12 protein-coding genes are annotated in these 20,010 nt (G+C 35.2%); 8 read left to right on the top strand and 4 right to left on the bottom strand.

What is annotated here, in order from left to right:
- Positions 1-67: 67 nt before the first annotated feature.
- Positions 68-955 (bottom strand): cbb3-type cytochrome c oxidase N-terminal domain-containing protein, encoded by an 888-nt coding sequence (locus JI747_RS20190; protein WP_225690766.1) that lies wholly within the window; start codon positions 953-955, stop codon positions 68-70.
- A gap of 17 nt (positions 956-972) precedes the next feature.
- Positions 973-3,252, bottom strand: a complete 2,280-nt coding sequence (gene ccoN / locus JI747_RS20195) for a cytochrome-c oxidase, cbb3-type subunit I (protein WP_225690768.1) — start codon at positions 3,250-3,252, stop codon at positions 973-975.
- A 185-nt stretch (positions 3,253-3,437) separates the two neighbouring features.
- On the opposite strand from ccoN, the gene JI747_RS20200 reads away from it, so the two are divergent.
- Entirely contained in the window at positions 3,438-3,728 is a 291-nt protein-coding gene (locus tag JI747_RS20200) for a helix-turn-helix domain-containing protein (RefSeq protein WP_225690776.1), read from the top strand.
- 69 nt (positions 3,729-3,797) lie between these two features.
- Here JI747_RS20200 and JI747_RS20205 read toward each other — a convergent pair whose 3' ends face one another.
- Complete coding sequence (locus JI747_RS20205) at positions 3,798-5,141, bottom strand: alkaline phosphatase family protein (RefSeq protein WP_225690785.1); 1,344 nt, start codon at positions 5,139-5,141, stop codon at positions 3,798-3,800.
- Between the two features lie 186 nt (positions 5,142-5,327).
- Between JI747_RS20205 and JI747_RS20210 the strand changes: the two genes are divergently transcribed.
- The 6 genes from JI747_RS20210 to JI747_RS20235 all read left to right on the top strand — a co-directional run bounded on the left by JI747_RS20210 (position 5,328) and on the right by JI747_RS20235 (position 17,240).
- Positions 5,328-6,752, top strand: a complete 1,425-nt coding sequence (locus JI747_RS20210) for an amino acid permease (RefSeq protein ID WP_225690787.1) — start codon at positions 5,328-5,330, stop codon at positions 6,750-6,752.
- 218 nt (positions 6,753-6,970) lie between these two features.
- Complete coding sequence (locus JI747_RS20215) at positions 6,971-7,861, top strand: GLPGLI family protein (RefSeq protein WP_225690789.1); 891 nt, start codon at positions 6,971-6,973, stop codon at positions 7,859-7,861.
- Positions 7,862-8,296: 435 nt separating this feature from the next.
- Entirely contained in the window at positions 8,297-9,940 is a 1,644-nt protein-coding gene (locus JI747_RS20220) for a T9SS type A sorting domain-containing protein (protein WP_225690791.1), read from the top strand.
- Positions 9,940-12,780 (top strand): RHS repeat protein, encoded by a 2,841-nt coding sequence (locus JI747_RS20225; RefSeq protein WP_225690792.1) that lies wholly within the window; start codon positions 9,940-9,942, stop codon positions 12,778-12,780. Before JI747_RS20220 ends, JI747_RS20225 begins: the two co-directional genes overlap by 1 nt.
- Before the next feature lie 27 nt (positions 12,781-12,807).
- Positions 12,808-16,398, top strand: a complete 3,591-nt coding sequence (locus tag JI747_RS20230) for a DUF6443 domain-containing protein (RefSeq protein WP_225690794.1) — start codon at positions 12,808-12,810, stop codon at positions 16,396-16,398.
- A gap of 500 nt (positions 16,399-16,898) precedes the next feature.
- Positions 16,899-17,240 (top strand): hypothetical protein, encoded by a 342-nt coding sequence (locus tag JI747_RS20235; protein WP_225690796.1) that lies wholly within the window; start codon positions 16,899-16,901, stop codon positions 17,238-17,240.
- Positions 17,241-17,435: 195 nt separating this feature from the next.
- Here JI747_RS20235 and JI747_RS20240 read toward each other — a convergent pair whose 3' ends face one another.
- The gene (locus JI747_RS20240; RefSeq protein WP_225690798.1) at positions 17,436-18,602 is read right to left on the bottom strand and encodes an NUMOD4 domain-containing protein; all 1,167 of its coding nucleotides are present in this window, start codon (positions 18,600-18,602) and stop codon (positions 17,436-17,438) included.
- A gap of 322 nt (positions 18,603-18,924) precedes the next feature.
- Between JI747_RS20240 and JI747_RS20245 the strand changes: the two genes are divergently transcribed.
- The coding region (locus tag JI747_RS20245) for a T9SS C-terminal target domain-containing protein (RefSeq protein ID WP_225690800.1) at positions 18,925-20,010 on the top strand (1,086 nt) is incomplete at its 3' end.

Here is a 20,010-nt window from a genome sequence, read left to right on the forward strand (position 1 = left end):
AATGTTAGTTTAGTTCATTAAAGGGGGCTTGGCATGGTTTGTATGTATGTTGAGATAATAATTTTTATTAATCGTTTCCGTTCTCCCATTTTACTTCTTCACCTTGCGGAGTGGCACCACCTTGTGCTGGAGTAATAGGAGCGGTTTCCTGATTGATGTGATAAACATAAGCTGCAATTTTTTCAGCATCTCTTCCTGTAATGGTTCCTTCTTTAATGAAAGGTCGCATCGTTGGATTGTTTGGCGAACCGTTTTCAAGCATCCAGATCACGTTTTTGAATAAACTTTTTTGGTGTACATTAATCCAGTGTGTATCTGTTAAATTGGGACCAATTCCTCCTTTACCATTATCACCATGACAGGTCACGCAATTGGTTTTAAATAATTCCTGACCTTCAGCAATGTTGTCAGCACTGTATTTTGCGGTTTCAAGAGTTACCTGTGGAGCTGTTTTTTCATATTCTTCAATAGAAGCAAGCATTGTTTTTGTTTCATGATTTAATTCTGCTTCCGGATGAGCGTAGTCTGTAAAAGCAAAAGCTGTAAGATAAACGGCGCAGAAAATACATCCGAAATAAAATAAACCAATCCACCATTTTGGAAGTGAGTTGTCAAGTTCTGTGATTCCGTCAAACCCATGATCGATCAGAATATCTTTTTCTTCTGTAGCAGATTGTTTTTTGAATGCAGAATTCCAAAGTTTTTGAAAATAAGGAGTGTTTTTATCTTTTAAATATTCTGCTTTTTCTTCAGCTGATAATTTGGTGAAATTCTGATTTTCAATTAAGTCTCCAAGCGAATTCATGATCAAAAGAAGAATAATCGCGATCAGCATCAATCCCCAAAAGAAAGGCGAAGAAAAATATCCTGAATCGGGGGCGAACATTTCGAACGCCATGATCGTCAAACCTAGTGTGACAAGGATATATATGGAAATTGGAGTTCTTGTTTTCATTTTCATTACAATTTAAATTATTCTACGCTTGCAGTTTGAATCTGAGTGGTTTTGATATCTGTTCCCAATCTTTGCAGATAAGCTATCATTGCGACAATCTCTCTTTGTTCAAGCGGAACAAAGGTTGCTCCTTTTGCAGCTCTGTCTTTTTCAATCTGTTCTTTCACATCAGTAGCTTCGGAATAAATTCTTTTTACAATTCCTGCAGCCTGATTATTTGCCCATTGATTGGCGGAATCTATTTCTGCTTTTGTGTAAGGAACATCGAAATAGTTTTTCATCAGTTTCATTTTGTCCACCATTTGTGTTTTGTTCAGTTTGTTTGTAATTAACCAAGGAAAACGTGGCATAATAGATCCTGCTGAGGTAATTCTTGGGTTATACATATGTTTGAAATGCCATGAATCTGGATTTCTTCCTCCTTCTCTGTGCAAATCCGGTCCGGTTCTTTTTGATCCCCAAAGGAACGGTCTGTCATATACGAATTCTCCTGCTTTTGAGTACTGTCCGTTTTTCCCTTCAAACCTTACGATTTCATCTCTGAACGGACGTATCATCTGTGAGTGACAGGCGTTACAGCCTTCGCGGATATATAAATCTCTTCCTTCCAGTTCTAATGGAGAGTAAGGTTTTACTGCAGTAATCGTTGGTACACTCTGTTTTAAAGTTAATGTCGGAATGATCTCTACTAAACCACCGATAGCAATAGTGATGAATGCTAATATTGATAATAATTTAGGTGTTCTTTCCAGCCATAAGTGAAGTCCTTCACCTTCTTTTCTTGTCGTTCCGATATTGGCCAAAGCAGGAGCTTCTGCAGGTACATTTTTCTGGAATGATCCTTTTCTTACGGTAGCAATAACGTTTACAACCATTAAGATGGCTCCTGAAAGATAGAATAACCCGCCTAAAAATCTCATTTTGTAATACGGAATGATTGCAGTAACGGTGTCTAACCAGTTTTTCCATAATAATGTTCCGTCCGGATTGAATTGTTTCCACATCAATCCCTGAGTAAATCCTGAGATGTACATAGGTACGGCATAGAAAATAATTCCTAAAGTTCCTAACCAGAAATGCCAGTTAGCTAATTTTTTAGACCATAATTCGGTTCTCCACATTACAGGAATCAGGTAATAGATGATCCCGAAAGCCATAAAGCCATTCCATCCAAGTGCACCGATATGTACGTGACCAATTACCCAGTCTGTGAAGTGCCCGATTTTATTTAAAGATTTGGTTGCTAAAAGAGGTCCTTCAAACGTTGCCATTCCATAACAGGTTACGGCTACTACGAAGAATTTAAGAATAGGATTATCTCTTACTTTATCCCAGGCTCCTCTCAACGTTAGGAGTCCGTTCAGCATTCCTCCCCAAGACGGTGCAATCAGCATGATAGAGAAACCTGTTCCCACCGCTTGAGCCCAAGCCGGAAGTGCTGTATATTGCAAGTGATGTGGCCCTGCCCAAAGGTAAACGAAGATCAGTGACCAGAAGTGGATAATAGACAGTTTATAAGAGAAAACCGGTCTGTCTGCAGCTTTTGGTAAGAAATAATACATCAAACCTAAAACCGGAGTCGTTAATACGAAAGCTACTGCATTGTGACCATACCACCACTGTACTAAAGCATCTTTTGCTCCTGCATAGATTGAATATGATTTCCAGCTTGTGAATGATATTGGAACTTCAAGGTTGTTGAAGATATGAAGCATCGCTACGGCAATCCACGTTCCGATGAAAAACCAGATGGCAACATATAAGTGTCTTACTCTTCTTTTGGCAATGGTTCCGAACATATTGATCCCGAAAACAACCCAAGAAACCGTAATTAAAATATCAATTGGCCATTCGTGTTCTGCATATTCCTTAGATGTGTTAATTCCCATTAAGAATGTAATCACTACGCTGACAATCATAATCTGCCATGTCCAGAAATGTACCCAGGATAATGTATCGCTGTACATTCTTGTTTTGAGCAATCTCTGCATGCTGTAATAAGCACCACAGAAAAAGGAATTACAGACAAAAGCAAAAATTACCGCGCTCGTATGCAGCATTCTGATCCTTCCGAAGCCTAAGGCTCCTTGTGTATTAATCAATCCCTGAATATTTCCAGATGCTAAACTTTTAATGGTGGTGTCATCTGTTCCGAACAAAAATTCCGGAAGTTCAGGATAAAAAAGCATCAGTGCAGCGGTAAGCCCGAGTAAAAAACCGACTAAACCGAATGCAATTGTAGCATAGAGGAATGCTCTGACAATATTATTGTCATAATTAAATTTTTGCGTCTCCATAATTCCTATGTGTTGTACTGAGGTGATATTTTACTTTAAAACAGAAGCTTTTTTGAGCAAATTTTCGGCTTGCGTTTTAAATATCATGTAGTGTAATAATGTTTTGCCAAAGGTATTCACTAACTTTGTGTAAGTCTAATAGATATACTTCTAAAATATACTGAAAACTACTAAAAGCAAAAGTGATGAAAGTGTGCGGACAAAATATCAGGAAAATACGGAGAGAAAGAGATTTTACTCAGGAATATATGGCTTTTGAGATGGGGATTTCTCAAAAAGCATACTCGGATATTGAGAATGCTAAGGTGAAGATTAACTTTGAAGTTCTTACTAAAATTTCTGATATTTTAGAAATTAAGCCTTCTGATATCTGCAGCATCTCTCATAAGTGCGGAAATAATTTTGAAGGGAAATATAATGATCTGGTAGAGTATATGAAGAAAAACGGGATGGAGATTCCGAAGGAATATTTGTAAATCTTTATTCAACAAAAAATAAAAAGGCTGCTTCAAATGAGGCAGCCTTTTATTATTATATTGAAATTATTATTTGGTCAGTAATCCCGGATAAAGAATTCCGTCTGTTTTTAAATTCAGATTTAATAAATAAGCAATTAACGGAGCGATATCTTCTTGCCCCATTAAAGGAAGTACTGTTCCTGGTTTGATCCCTTTTCCAAAAGCGACAAATCCTGTTTGAATCTCTTTGAAATCAGTTGGTAGGTAACCGTGTGTTCCTCCGTCTGCCGCTTTTAATAATTCTCCTGTTGCAGTAGCGCCAAAGCTTATTCCCTGATAAGCGGCTAAAGCCAAAGATGCTGTAGGATCTCCTTTAGCTTCTGCAATCTGTTCTTTGTTCAGTACATGAAACATTTTTTTGTATCCTTCTGGAAGATTGTTTAAAAGTTCGTTGACTTTGTTTAAGGTATTTTTATCATTAGGATTTCTCAGGTGTAAAAATGCAGAACCTCCGCTTGCCTGAAAGTAGGCTTTCCAGTTTTCCTTTTTATCACTGTTGTATAATCCTGCTTTTGCCAACATCACATTAGGATTGAATTGAGTGTGGATATCTACAAAACCGTGATCTCCGGTTATAATGAATGTGGTATTTTCTCCTATTCCGGCCGTTGTTGCTGCATCGATTAAAGTTTTAATAGCAACATCTGCTCCTGCTACGGCAGAACGCACTTTGTCACCTTCTCTACCTTCCTCATGTTCAAAATGATCGGTTGCAGCAATGTGAAGTGCTAAAAATGAAGGTTTATATTTCTTTAAAATATAAGCAGCCATTCTTGCTTTATTCTGATCACTCACTGCATAATCTAAACTTGCTCCATATTCTCCAAATTTACCTACTGCATAATCCTGAACCTCCTGAAAAAGCTCTTTCGGAGTAGATTCCATGCTCATTGCTTTTACCTCATCTTTTTTCTCTCCTTTATTTTTAGGAAGATAAACATATTCCGGTAAATTGTAGGTGATCGGTGCTCCTACCGTTACCGGCCAGCTTACACCGGCAGTGGTAAGTCCGGCTTCTTTAGCAACACTGAAAATTGTAGGAACTTTAATATCCTTATAAAACCAAAACCATTCTCCCGTTATTCCTAAAGGCTGCACCGGAGTATTATAATAAATTCCGTGTTTTGAAGGTAAAACTCCAGTTACAATCGTTGTGTGTGAAGGGTAGGTAACGGTAGGAAAAGAACCTCTAACACCATTCGCATAAGCTCCTTTTTTCATCATTTGTCTCAGATTTACCATCGACCATTCAGGGTTTAAATAAAATTCTGGTCTTAGACCATCAACACTTATCAAAACAACATGATTGGTCGTGTTCTGGGCCTTTGCTAATCCTGTTGCAAAAATTATAAATAGTACTATTTTTTTCATTGTAAAAATTTTTGCAAGATTAGGATATTAGTGTTAATCAAGCATGAATAGACTATTAAGTTTAGTTTCTTTTGCTGATTTGTGATTAAATCAAAACGATATGATGAAAATGAGATCATTTTATAACTATCCTGAGCTATCCCCGGAGAGAAAGTTTTTATATATTTAGACCCATATTTTTTATGAATGAACAATGAAAATAAAGGAGAACAAAAAGATTCTCTGGTTAGAGGGCTTACTAACCGCCATATTCAGTTAATTGCTCTTGGAGGAGCTATCGGTACAGGACTTTTCTTGGGAATTGGTCCGGCTGCGGTATTGGCAGGTCCGTCGGTTATTTTAGGCTATGCTTTGGCAGGTATTATCGCTTTCTTTATCATGCGGCAACTAGGAGAAATGGTAGTTCAGGAGCCGGTTTCAGGAAGTTTTAGTTATTTCGCATATAAATATTGGGGAAGTTTTCCAGGCTTTGCTTCCGGTTGGAATTATTGGATTCTTTATATTTTGGTCAGTATGGCGGAGCTTACGGCTATTGGTCATTACGTTCACTTTTGGTGGCCCGAAATTCCACTCTGGGTTTCAAGTTTATTCTTTTTTATTGTGATCAATGCTTTAAACCTTGCTTCAGTAAAAGTATATGGAGAGACTGAATTTTGGTTTTCTATCATCAAAGTGGTGGCGATTGTTGCTATGATTGTTTTTGGGATTTATTTATTGATAAGCGGAACTGGAGGTGAAAAGGCCAGTATTTCTAATTTGTGGAATGATGGCGGGTTTTTCCCGAAAGGATTTTTTAATAAAGACGGCAATGGCTATTCCGGACTTTTCTCTGCCATGGCGATGATTATGTTCTCATTTGGAGGGTTGGAATTAATAGGAATTACTGCGGCAGAAGCTAAAAATCCTGAAAAAACAATTCCTAAGGCAACCAACCAAGTAATTTATAGAATTCTGATTTTTTATGTGGGGGCATTGGTTATTTTATTCTCATTAAGTCCGTGGAGAGAAATTACAGAAGGAACAAGCCCATTTGTTATGGTTTTCCAAAACTTAAATGGATTGGAATTTACAATGTTTGGAAAAGTCATCCAGTTCAATGTTTTGATCGCTAATGTGCTTAATTTAATCGTATTGACAGCTGCTTTATCAGTGTATAACAGCAGTGTCTATAGCAATAGCCGAATGCTTTTCGGATTGGCACAACAAGGCAACGCTCCGAAATTTTTAACGAAATTAAACAAAAGCAGCGTTCCTACAAATGCGATTCTCATTTCATCTTGTTTTGCCGGAATTTGTATTATCATCAATAAGCTGGTTCCTGAAAAAGCTTTTGAATATTTGATGGCTTTAGTTGTTTCTACCTTGATTATCAATTGGCTGATGATTTGTTATACCCATTTGAAATTTAAAAAACAGAATATTAAATTGGGTGTTGATTTGAAATTCCCGTCTATATTCTATCCGGTCTCCAATTATATCTGTATTGCTTTTTTGCTATTAATTTTAGTATTAATGAGTATTACAGGGATGGAAATTCAGGTGATTCTGATTCCGATATGGCTGGCTTTTTTATTTTTAATGTATAAATTATATAAACCGAAATCGAATTGAAAAATGTAAAGGATGGATTTTTATCTATCCTTTTTTATTGGCGATTTATAAGACAATTTATTGGTTTTATACTTAGAATAAAATAAATGAAAATATTGTTTATTAAATTTAAAAAATGACGAGCGATATTTTTAGTAAATATTCTAAAATCCAATTTGAATTTAATAATAGTTCTTAAAAAAAACATATTTTTAGCCCACCAATATTAAAATTTTATTATGAAAAATTATGCATTCTTATTTTTACTGTCTTTTATGTGGGGTTCTGCTCAAATACAGCGTTTTACTTATGAATATAAATTTGTGTTAGATTCCACAAACAAAAGTGATATAAAAAAAGAAATAATGTTGCTGGACATTAAAAATAAGGGTTCTAAATATTACAGCTATGATATTTTTGTAACGGATTCTCTTATGAATGTAGAATTTGAAAAACAGGGTGATACTGGAAATATTATGGCTTTTGCAAAACCCAATAGCAATTATAAAGGTAGTATCAGAAGCAAGGTTACAAAAGAATATCCTGATTATAAAACGTATTTGCACACCTCTTTGAGTTCAGATTTTTATAAAATTGAAGAAGATGCAAAACCTATTTGGAAAATACTTCCGGAAAAAGAAAAAATTGGAAATTATATGTCTCAGAAAGCAACGACAAACTTTTTGGGAAGACAGTGGACAGCATGGTTTTGTACTGATTTACCTTTTCAGGATGGTCCATATAAATTTTACGGTCTGCCAGGTTTAATTGTGAAATTAGAAGATAAAAGTCAGAGTCATACAATGATCTTAATTGCTAATAAAACAGTTAAGGAGTCTCTAAATGGAACAAAAGAGAAGACCTTTAATGAACCTGAAAATGAAATCGCTGTAAATAATAATCAATTTAATAAACTTTGGCAAGACCATGTTCGAGATCCCAACAAAATAACAAGACAAAAAATGGCAAGCCTAGGAAACGATATGAATGGAAATCCCAATTTTAATTTTGTGGATGTATCTGGAAAAAAATTAGATCCTAATGAGGCAATGAGAAATAATGAAAAACGCTTCAGGGAAAACCTGAAAAAAAATAATAATAAATTAGATTTTAACTTATACAAATATTGATACAATTTCTGAATATTAAGAAAGGATTATGTAATACATAATCCTTTCTTAAATTTTTTTTGAAAAGAGAATGACAAAAAAACCATCCTTAAAAAGGATGGTTTCTTGTAGACAAAAGTAAACGATTCTCGAAACATTTTATTGAAGATTTAAATCAATTAAGTTCTTTAAATACTAAAATCCTACAGTATTAATTGCTTTAATACTTTAACTATAGTATATATTTATATTCTTGAAATTAATTTATTACATACGACACGCTTTGTCGCCATGCATAAATACCTTTGTCTCAAAGATATCATGAACAGGCTCAAGAATAAGAAAAGCTGATGAAATTCAAAAATATTTTATAATAAATCTTATTTGTGTGAAGTAAAAATGATATTTTTGCAGCGTTTTAAAGAATTAATAACAATAAACTAAAATAAACTTGGGATGAAAAAACTCTATATGGGTGCATATTTATTATGCACGGTTCTGGGCCTATCCGCTCAGGAAGTCCTATGGCAGAAAGACATCAAATCCTCTACACAGGACTTCTTAAGCCAGGTCACTCCGACCGTAGACCTTCAGTATTTAATTACCGGAAGTTCTATTCAATCTAAAGGCCAATCGCAAGCAGCCAGCAGCCAAAAGCAAAATAACGGCTACGATTTCCATCTGGTAAAACTAAACCAGCAAGGCGAAGAAGTCTGGGAAAAATACTTTGCTGGTAAGAACCACGATTACCTTTCCACATCTCTTTCCACTCAGGAGGGAGGCTTCGTTCTAGCAGGAACCACGTATTCAGGAAAAGGTCTCGATAAAAAGGAAGATTCTAAAGGAGGATCCGATATCTGGCTGATCAGAATCAATGAATTTGGAGATGAATTGTGGCAGAAAACCATAGGAAGCACCTCTGATGAAGAAGCCAGAGCGGTCATTCAAACCACCGACTTAGGATTCTTTGTCGCAGGAAACGTTCAGAACTCTCCACAAGGCTACGGTTCCAAAGATGTTCTTATCGTCAAATTAGATAAAAACGGAAAAGAAATCTCTCAACTCATTCTGGGCGGAAAAGGCTTAGACGAAGTAGAAAAGATGATCCCGACAAAAGACGGAGGTGTTTTATTAGGAGTCTATTCAAGGAGTTCCGAGATTCGGGGTTCGGGTTCCGGGTTGAGTGATTCGGGGGCGAATTCGGTTACAGGTACTACCACCTCGAATCCCGTATCCCGCTATCCCAAAACCACGAACAACTTCGGTGAAGGCGATTACTGGATCATTAAACTCAATAAAGATGGCAAAGTAGAATGGGAAAAGAACTATGGAGGAACAGGAGATGATCATTTAAGAACATTAGCCATGACTACTTCAGGATTTATCATAGGAGGCGAAAGCCGTTCAGAACGTTCAGGTAATAAAACCGTGGGGGTAGAAGAAGGCACTGACCTTTGGTTGATCTCACTCAACGAAAGAGGAGAAGAACTCTGGCAGAAATCCTACAACTTTAAGAACAGAGATGTCTTGATGGGCATGCATGTGATCTTAGGACAGAATGAAAGAGAAAAGAATAAAGACTTAACCAAAGGAGTTTTACTCGGAGGCTACACTCAGGCAGAAGGAAGAATAGAAGCAGATGACGAGACGTTCTGGATGCTGTATATCGATGAAAACGGTAATGAGCAGTGGAGAAAGCATGTGAAAGGAGAATCCAGAAAGAGAGAGGAAAGACTTTCTGATATTAAATTAAACAGAGATGGCTCTATTATTCTGGCAGGAACGAGTGCAGAGGAATTAGGAAAGGAGAACTGGAAGATTGTAAAGCTGGGTGATCGGCAGGTGGATCAATTGATCGAAAAGCAGGATATCAAGATCTATCCGAATCCTGTATCCGATTATGCATATGTAGAGATCGGCTTTGATTTCAAGGAAGCAGATATTATGCTGTATGATATGGCGGGAAGACAGCTTCAGAGTTTAAAAACAAAGAATAAGGTAACGAAGATCAACACGCAGCCTTTGATTCAGGGGGCTTACCTGATTACGATAAAAACGGATACGAACAAAACAGCGAACGCTAAACTGATTAAGAAATAATGAAAAGAATAAGATTAATAAAATTTTTAATATTCCTTTTTGTTGTCACAACCACAGAAAAAGGATTTGCACAAATAGGAATAGGAGATGTAGTGACCACTTCAGTAGCTTCGCCTTCTATGGCAGCCATGTCTAGTTTATCAGATGTTCCCATGTCATTGTCTACAGGATATCCCGAAATTGGTGTTTCGCTTTTCAATGCACCGATTTCAGGTGGCGTCAATTGGCCTCTGAGTTTGAGCTATAATGTAAGAGGAGTTGATAATCAGGAAACTGCAAGTGATGTAGGAAATGGGTGGTCATTCTTCGGAGCAGGGGTTATTTATAAAAAAGTAATTGATTATCTCGATGAATGCTATGACAATACTTCGCTAGCAAGTTATAAAAAGAATGAATTTAATGACTTATATTATTATAATATTCCCGGTTTGTCAGGAAAATTCAGAATAAAAAGAGATACTATTAACAACACTTTCCAATTATTGAATCTTACTCCTAATAATGCTAAGATAGAATATGTAAGAAATAGCAATACAGCTACTTTTAAAGCAGACAGCTTTACTGTTACTTCTGACAATGGTTATAAATACATTTTTGATAAAACCGATTTAGGAAAATACGACTGTGGAGACCTGTGGACAGGAAAAGAGTACAAGACGGCTTACTATCTTTCAAAAATATTGAACCCGATCGGAGTAGAAGTAGCGATGATGGAATATGATGAAAAAAAGAAGTATAAAGGAACAAGCACCACCAATCTGCTTTCTCTTCAGAATAAACTTAAAAACATTATCAGCAGGAATGGACTGGTACAATTTAATTATGTTTATGATGATACTTTGGAACCTAAAACAGAAACTGATGAATCTGTAAGTGATCCTTATAGTTTGCAAAAAATCACTTTAAAGGATCCTGCCGGAAGTGAAATGTTTTCTTATGTTTTCAATTATACCATGATTTCTAAAGGGACTGCTGTTTCTAATAAACGTAGAGTTCTTAATTCTGTGGTGAAAAATGATAAAAACGGAAATTTATTGGAGAATAGTCGGTTTGTGTATGAATCCTCTACCGGGGAAGGAACTCTAAAAAAAATGATTTCTCCTACAGGAGGAGTCACAGAATACAATTATGGTGGTGGTGATGTCTATTATAATTTTAATGACCCTACTTTTCTAGCTTCACTAGTAGGAACTAATTATCTGTCTTATCCTGGAATTCAGTATTGGGCAGGGATAGCTGATGGAACTATAGATACTACACAGAGCCTTTCATATCCAATTGCGATTTCAGGAAATACCTCTGAACCGAAGAATTTTAAATTTATTCTTAATCTGGAAGACTATTCATTTCCCGAACCCATTCCTGGATTTCCGGTAAAAACCAATAATCTTAAAATTACCTTAAAAAGAGGAACAGAAGTGATTATTCCAACTATTACTACCTCGCAAAATTTTTATCATGAATATTTACTGAACAATTATCCGGGAGCGTACACACTTGAAATCACATCTACAGGAGGAGCTACTGGAGCTGGAAGCTTTAATGCTTCGGAAATAAAGATTTATCCAGGACCATTTAGAAATGCTATCGATATAGGTGGGCGAAGAATAAAAAATATCAAGACGTATAAAAACATCAGCGATACTTCTGCTTTCAGAACCATTAATTATGAATATGATTCTTTTGATTTATTAAACAGTTCCAGTGGGTATTCTTATTATAATGAACGGGACTCTGATAATGACCCTATGTCAGATTATATTTTATACAAAAATGTCAAAGAATTTGAAATCGGAAAAGGTTCGGTGCACTTTTCTTTTAAAACTCCCGATGATTATCCAAAGCAACAGAATGGAGGTACCACATTGGAACCTGAATATTTCTGGCCGTACTATAGCATTACAAAAGGTGGATTATTGTCTAAAAAAGAAGTCTATGATGAACAGGATACGCTATTGACCACTGAGGTGTATGATTATGAGTTGGATACTTATTCTGATGAGGAATATAGCTTTACAGGAAGCCATAAAATTACTTCAAAACCATCATACATCAAGAAAAGTACGGTAGTCAATAGAGCTTATTTTCCAAATAACGGAACGTTGGAATCAAGCTCTGAAACCTGGATCAGCGCAACTAACATGAAGCCATACTACATTAAAAGTAATGCGGATGGCGATATTTCAGAGCAGTTAATTACTTATGCTGTCGGCCAAGCAGGCTATGCTCATCTTGAAAATGCTTTTATGACAGGAGTCCCTATTATAAAGGAAGAAAAAAAGAATGGAAAAACCCTTTCGAAATCGATTACCAAATTTGAAAATTCTTCTCTATTGCCTACTTCAATATTCGCAACAAATATTAATGATGGAAGTCTAAAGCTAAAAGGAAAAATAGACGGATATGATGATAAAGGAAATGCAGTGCAGACTTCTTCAGGTATAGGAACTCCTACAACTTTTATCTACGGATATAATAAAACACAATTGATTGCTAAAGTGGTAGGGGCAAAATATGAAGACATCAAAAACAATGCACTAATTCTTGCTGCTGTAAATGCATCAGATAATGATTATATCACTCCAGCAACGGAAAACACTCTTGTTTCTGCATTAGAAAGTCTTCGTACTGATTCTTCGATGAACAATTATCAAATCACCACTTATACCTATGATCCATTAGTAGGACTTACAAGCACTACGTCTCCAAATGGCCAAAGAGAAATCTATGAGTATGACAAGGCGGGAAGACTGAAGAAGGTAAAAACTGTGGAAAGGAACAATGCCGGAAATTTGGTAGAGAAAACAGTGAAAGAATACCAATATAACTACAAACCCTAATTTTGGTAACCTTTTAATTAAAAAAAAATGAAAAAAATTCTAAGTATATTGGGGGTCTTTGTTTTGATAATAGTCTCCGCTCAAAATAGTCTTACGACTACAGAAAATTATATATATAGTAAATCCTGTCTAAATGGAGACTGTACCAAAGCTGCTGAAGCAGTCCAGTATTTTGATAGCTTCGGAAAACCGTTTCAGACGGTAAATATAAAATCGACCCCGCTAGGAAAGGATATTGTGCAGCATATTCCTTATGACAGTTTCGGAAGAAGTGTTGACAGCTGGAAACCTGTTCCCATTAGTAGTTTAGGAGGAGCGGTTCAGGACAGTATTACCGTAAAAAGCACTGCTCTATCTGTATATGGAGATAGCCGTCCCTTTTCACATACTGTATTGGAAAAATCCACTTTGAACCGTCCAATGAACAGTATATCGGTAGGACAGGAATGGCAAAATCATCCTATAAAAATGGGATATAATGCCAATAAAGTGAATGAAGTAAAGAAGTATCAAGTATCTACTAGCTGGATAGAAGGAAGAACCCAAGATATACTTTCTCAATCAGAATATTATCCAGCGAACATCCTAATTAAAACTTCAGTAACGGATGAAGATGGAAATACAAGCATAGAATATAAAAATAAAGTAGGACAGGTAGTTCTTGCTAAGAAAGGAGCGGGAACTGCTGAGGAAACCGATACATATTATATATATAATGAATATGACCAACTGGCTATGGTTATACCTCCGTTGGCTGTCAATGCGCCAATGAATCAAACTACTTACGATAATCTTTGCTATCAGTACCGTTATGACGGCTTGAACCGTCTCGTAGAGAAAAAGCTTCCGGGGAAGGGTTGGGAATATATGGTATATGATCAGCAGGATAGACTGGTTATGAGTCAGGATGCTAATTTACGAACAACAGACAATATGTTTGAGGCCAAGGGCTGGATGGTAACTAAATATGATAATTTGGGAAGAGCCGTTTACTCCGGTTTTCTTACAAATACAGATTCTAGAGCAACTTTACAGAGCAATTTGAATAATCAGGTAAATGTTGGAAACAATGAGACAAGAAGCGGCTCCCCCTTTACGACGAACGGGATAGAAGTATATTATACCCAGAATTCTTTTCCTTCTGGAAATATGACAACACTTCTGTCTGTGAATTATTATGACACCTACCCTTCCTATAGTTTTAATCCTCCATTTCCTAATTTCGTTTTCGGTCAGGAGGTAATGACTGATAACCTAAATGCTCCGGTAAGTACCAAAGGATTGCCGACCCTAAGCCTAATAAAAAATATAGAGGATAATGGGTGGACAAAAAACTTTATATATTATGATATTAAAGGACGCTCTGTAGCTACCTATTTCATTAATCATTTAGGTGGGTATACCAAAACTGACATGGAACTGGATTTCGCGGGAGCAGTACAACAAACTAAAGTTTATCATAAAAGACTAAGTACAGATACTGAAAGGGTTATAATCCAGAAATTTGAATATGATTCTCAAAACCGTCTAAAAAAACTATGGAACAATGTAGATGGTCTGTCGAACGAACTCGTGGCTGAAAATAGCTATAACGAACTTTCTCAGCTTATTAACAAGAAAACAGGAAATGGTTTACAAAGTATAGATTATACCTATAATGTTCGGGGTGCTCTTACTAAAGTGAATGATCCGGTTAATTTAGGGTTAAAACTTTTCGCATATGAATTGAAATCTTTCAATCCTCAGAACATGGGAAGTACTATTGGAAGATATAATGGTAATATTACCGAGATAGACTGGAAAACTTCTACAGATAATATCATGAGAAGATATAATTATCAATATGATTCTTTAAATCGGTTGAAAAAAGGAATATTCTCAGAACCTGGCAATTCGATTCCAATGAATGACTTTTACAATGAAATGGCGAGTTATGATTTGAATGGAAACATCACTGCATTACAAAGAAACACTAAAGGAGCTTCAGGAATGAAGGAACAGATTGATGATCTAATGTATACCTATGATGGAAATAAGCTTCAAACAATTGTGGACGGATCAGGAAATTATGCAGGATATCCAGATACTTCAGGAACTGTGATTTCGTATGATGATAATGGGAATATGACCAGTCACATAGATAAAGGAGTTGTCAAAATCAGATATAATTACTTGAACCTTCCGGCAGAAATAAAGTTCAATTCTACCTATACCATCAGAAACGTTAATACTGGTGAAGATGAAATAAGAAATGTTAAAACCAATTATGTCTATAGAGCAGATGGAACGAAACTTAGGAAGAATTACACCAGCTATTTCAGTAAACTTAAATCGGAACGTACTACTACCACAGATTATTTAGATGGCTTTCAGTATTCAATTAATTATTTAGGTGCTGTTTCTTTAGATTTTGTTCCGACCTCTGAAGGTTACTACGATTTTAAAAATAATCGATATATTTACAGCTTCACAGACCATTTAGGAAATGTACGTCTCAGCTATTTTAAGAATAATATAAATGGTAACGCAGACGTTCTTGAAGAAAATAATTATTATCCATTCGGATTAAAACATCAAGGGTATAACATTTTAGAAGGAAACCCATCCTATAAATACCAGTATAACGGTAAAGAACTACAGGAAGAAACAGGATGGAATGACTATGGGGCAAGAATGTATATGGCTGATATTGGTAGATGGGGGGTAGTAGATCCATTAACAGAGCAGATGAGAAGATATTCACCTTATAATTATGCATTTAATAATCCTGCAATGTTCATTGATCCAGATGGAAGGAAATCAATGATCTATAGTGATGGAGGAGTAATGCGTTGGGATTTCGATCCTTATACAACATTAACAGGGATTGCATGGTTTGAAGAATCTATTAAATACCTTAGTTTTGGGGGGGCTCAGATTTTGGCACAAGGATTATCAGGAGGCGGAGGATATGCTCAGGATGGAGAAGATCCAGTCCCAGGAGGAACTACCTATTCTGGACAAGAGGCTTACGACGTTTTGCAACAGATGTTAAATCCTACTTACGATTTTTCTCAGTTTGATTTTTCACAGGTCGGTACTGATGGAGGGCCAGGTCCAAAAAGGAAATATCTCCAACAAAAAAATAAAGCATATTTTGGTGTACTAGAAAGTTCCGAACAGTATCAATTGGATCACGCTAATTGGGTTGAAGAATTTGATGGGATGAATAAAAAATTAAGTTCTATAATTGATGTTTTTAGTGATTTAAATTCTACATTTAAAGGAGCTGGAATTTCAGGAACAGTTATTGGAAATTTAAATACAATAAAAGATCTTGCAAATGATTTAAAAGGGTTTAATCCAAGTTTAGGTAGTATAATATCAATCCAATCAATGACAGTAGGAACTGCTTTTGGAAATGAAGCAACTAGAATGAAACAATTTTTAGATATTTATACAGATGCGAATAGTAAATACCAAAATTTACATAAATATAATCCATCCCTAAGTAAAGGCGTTACAGTAAATGTACAAGTAATAATAGGTACTAATGGAGGTGGCTATACTAATCTTTCTATATATGATATATCTACCCATAAATTTTTAAGCGGAGGTAAAATAGTTCATAGATATTAAAAAATGACAACAAAATTAATTCACATAATAACTGTATTGGTTATATTTCTTATAGTAACATTTGTTGGATTTTCAATTGAAAATTTAACAAATAATTTTAAAAATACATTTAATTATGATTTACAATATACAAAAGACATTATTGATTTTTTTTTAATAATATCAGTCTTAATAAATATATTTTTATTTAAAAAAAGTAAAACTGTCTCTTATATCTATGATATTTTAATTTTGATAAATGTTTTTTTAATTGTTTTTTTGTTTAAATAACTGATTATAGATAAAGAATTTCTATCAGAAAGCTGAAAAAAACGATCAGAATGGACGAATAAATAAAAGTCATTATTTAGAATAATGACTTTTATTATTAGGAATGTATACAAATTTAATAAGTATTTGAATTATTTTAAACACTTTTTTTATACAATTTTCATATTTTAGTGACCTAAAATCTACATCAGTGCATAAGAATTATGCACGGCTTTGGGTCTATCAAACCTATGGCAAAAAGACATCAAATCTTCTACTCAGTATTTCTTAAGCCAAGTGACTCCGACTGTAGACCTTCAGTATTTAATTACGGGAAGTTCTATTCAATCCAAAAATTCTCTACAAACAACAAACAGAATAATGGCTATGATTTCCATTTGGTAAAACTCAACCAACAAGGAGAAGAAGTCTGGGAAAAATACTTCGCAGGTAAGAGCCATCAATATGATGATATTGCTTGTAAAGATTTTAAGAAGTCCAATCTTAGTTGGGACACTTTAAAATTAAAGAAGAAAGATTACTTCGTTTTTTTAATCATACGCAAGCTACTGCTAAAAACCAAGCAAGTATAATAATGAATAATTTTCCCAAAAATCAATTTTGAGATACATAGAATTTCACAATTATCCGTAGAAGTTAGGAGCTCATTCGCAACTTTGAAAGTCCTAACGTCCTAACAAAGTTGCTGCTTCGCTCTGCGAGGCTTTAATGTATTAGATTTTTTATGATTAAAGAAATATAAAAATTCTTTAGAAGAGGTTCTGTATTTATTCAATTTTACCTTTAAGAACCGAATGTATGGAATGTAAAGAAAGCTTAGAGATATCAATATCCCAGAAAAATTTACTTTTATTAACAACAACATATTTGTTTCCATACAGATCAAATTCTTTGACAAAACAATGATAAAGCATTTTGGTAATTGTTGCTGATGTCATCTTTCCATTGTGATTCAGAAGACTATAAAGTGAGGGTTTATGTTGATTGGTTGAGACAAACTGAGATAAAATCTGCTCCTGTAAAAATATTTTTCTACCTGTTGTTGTCCAACCGCTCAATCGTTTTATCCTGCTTTTATTAGAAATCAGAAATCTACTTTCAAAATTAGGAATAGGTTTCCATATCTCTCCTGGTAAATCGTGTAAAGAAAGATTCATACATGGAGGAGGAGATTTTTCATCCACTTTTGGTTTACCCACTGTTTTCCAAAGAGAATAATTGAATAGCTTATCTGGAGAACCAGATTTTATATCAACGATAAAATCTTCTTTTGTTGGGGGATAAGAACTTAGGAACCAACGAAATCCTCCTGCTGTCAGAAATTCTTTGTTGATGACATCCATAATAGATTCAGGATGAATATTAAGTTTTTTTTCTACCTCATACATACTATCAAAAGTAGCCAGTAACACCCCTTCAACATTATATTGACTGACTGGCTGCTGGTAAATGACATTTCGATTTCTCGCTCTGTTTGTATTGAAGATTGTTAAACTTTTCTCACTGGCAGAGATCTTTTGTAAGTTGCTGCTATGGAGATGAAGCCTATTGCCATCTTTAGTACTAATAGAAATCTTTCTGTCTTCCCAATTAAATTGTTCAATAAAATGATAATACACTAAACGTGCTATTGATTTTCTATATTTTTCTCCATCTAATGATAGCGTACAGTGAACATTGTAAGAAAAGCTTTGGAGATACTTATTAAAATGCTTGACAAAGATCAGTTTCATGATCTTTTCCGGCAGTATATTCTCATTTCCATAGGGAAGGGGTACGGTGCGTTCCTTGCTTTTTAACCTTCCATAATTGGAAATCTCATAATTTTCAAAACCTTCAATGAATTTCCATTCTTCATCTTGGAGATTTTGTAGAGAGGTATTATAAAGGACTTCTTTTACATATTGGTCTTCTAATTCAACAGGCAGGTTCATGGAAATTAAAGTTTAAAAATAAATTTTATCAGTAGATAATCTAATTGTGTGCTACAAAAATATAAAACTAAATCATAATTGATTTATAGAATATTTTACAGTGGATGTTTTTTTATGATTAAAAATAATTTTATTACACACGACACGTTTTGTCGTGATGCATAAATATCTTTGACTCAGAAATATTAATACTCGCTTCAAGAGCCTCAGAAGATGATAAAATTTAAAATTATTTAAAAATACATCTTATCTATGTGAAGTAAAAGTGATATTTTTGCAGCGTTAAAAAAATTAGTAACAAATAAACTTAAATAAACACGGGATGAAAAAACTCTATATGAGTGCATATTTCTTATGCACGGTTTTGAGCGTTTCGGCTCAGGAAGTCCTATGGCAGAAAGACATCAAATCCTCTACTCAGGATTTCTTAAGTCAGGTGACTTCAACGGTAGACCTTCAGTACTTAATTACGGGAAGTTCCATTCAATCCAAAAAACTTTCTACAGACAACAAACAGAACAATGGCTATGATTTTCATTTGGTAAAACTCAACCAGCAAGGCGAAGAAGTCTGGGAAAAATACTTCGCAGGAAAGAACCACGATTACCTTTCAGCTTCCATTTCTACTCAGGACGGAGGATTTTTAATTTCTGGCACCTCATTTTCACCGAAAGGTCTCGATAAAAAGGAAGATTCTAAAGGAGGATCTGATATTTGGCTCATCAGAATCAATGAATTCGGAGATGAATTGTGGCAGAAAACCATAGGAAGCACTTCTGATGAAGAAGCCAGAGCAGTGATTCAAACTACCGATTTAGGGTTTTTTGTAGCAGGAAATGTTCAAAACTCTCCCCAAGGCTATGGCTCCAAAGATGTTCTCATCGTCAAACTCGATAAAAACGGAAAAGAAATCTCTCAACTCATTTTAGGTGGAAAAGGCTTAGATGAAGTAGAGAAAATGATTCCCACCAAAGACGGAGGTGTTTTACTCGGAGTCTATTCACGAAGTGGAAAGACTGCAACCAACAACCTGCCATCTGCAACCCCAAAACAAACTGATAACTTCGGTGAAGGTGATTACTGGATCATTAAACTGAACAAAGACGGTAAAGTAGAATGGGAAAAGAACTATGGAGGAACAGGAGATGATCATTTAAGAACATTGGCGATGACCACTTCAGGATTTATCATAGGAGGCGAAAGTCGTTCAGAACGTTCAGGCAATAAAACTGTAGGTGTAGAAGAAGGAACTGATCTTTGGCTGATTTCACTCAACGAAAGAGGTGAAGAGATCTGGCAGAAATCCTACAATTTTAAGAACAGGGATGTTCTGATGGGCATGCATGTGATCTTAGGACAGAATGAAAGAGAAAAGAATAAAGATTTAACCAAAGGAATCTTACTTGGT

It is taken from the genome of Chryseobacterium tagetis (assembly GCF_016735585.2).
Classification (GTDB): Bacteria; Bacteroidota; Bacteroidia; order Flavobacteriales; family Weeksellaceae; genus Chryseobacterium; species Chryseobacterium tagetis.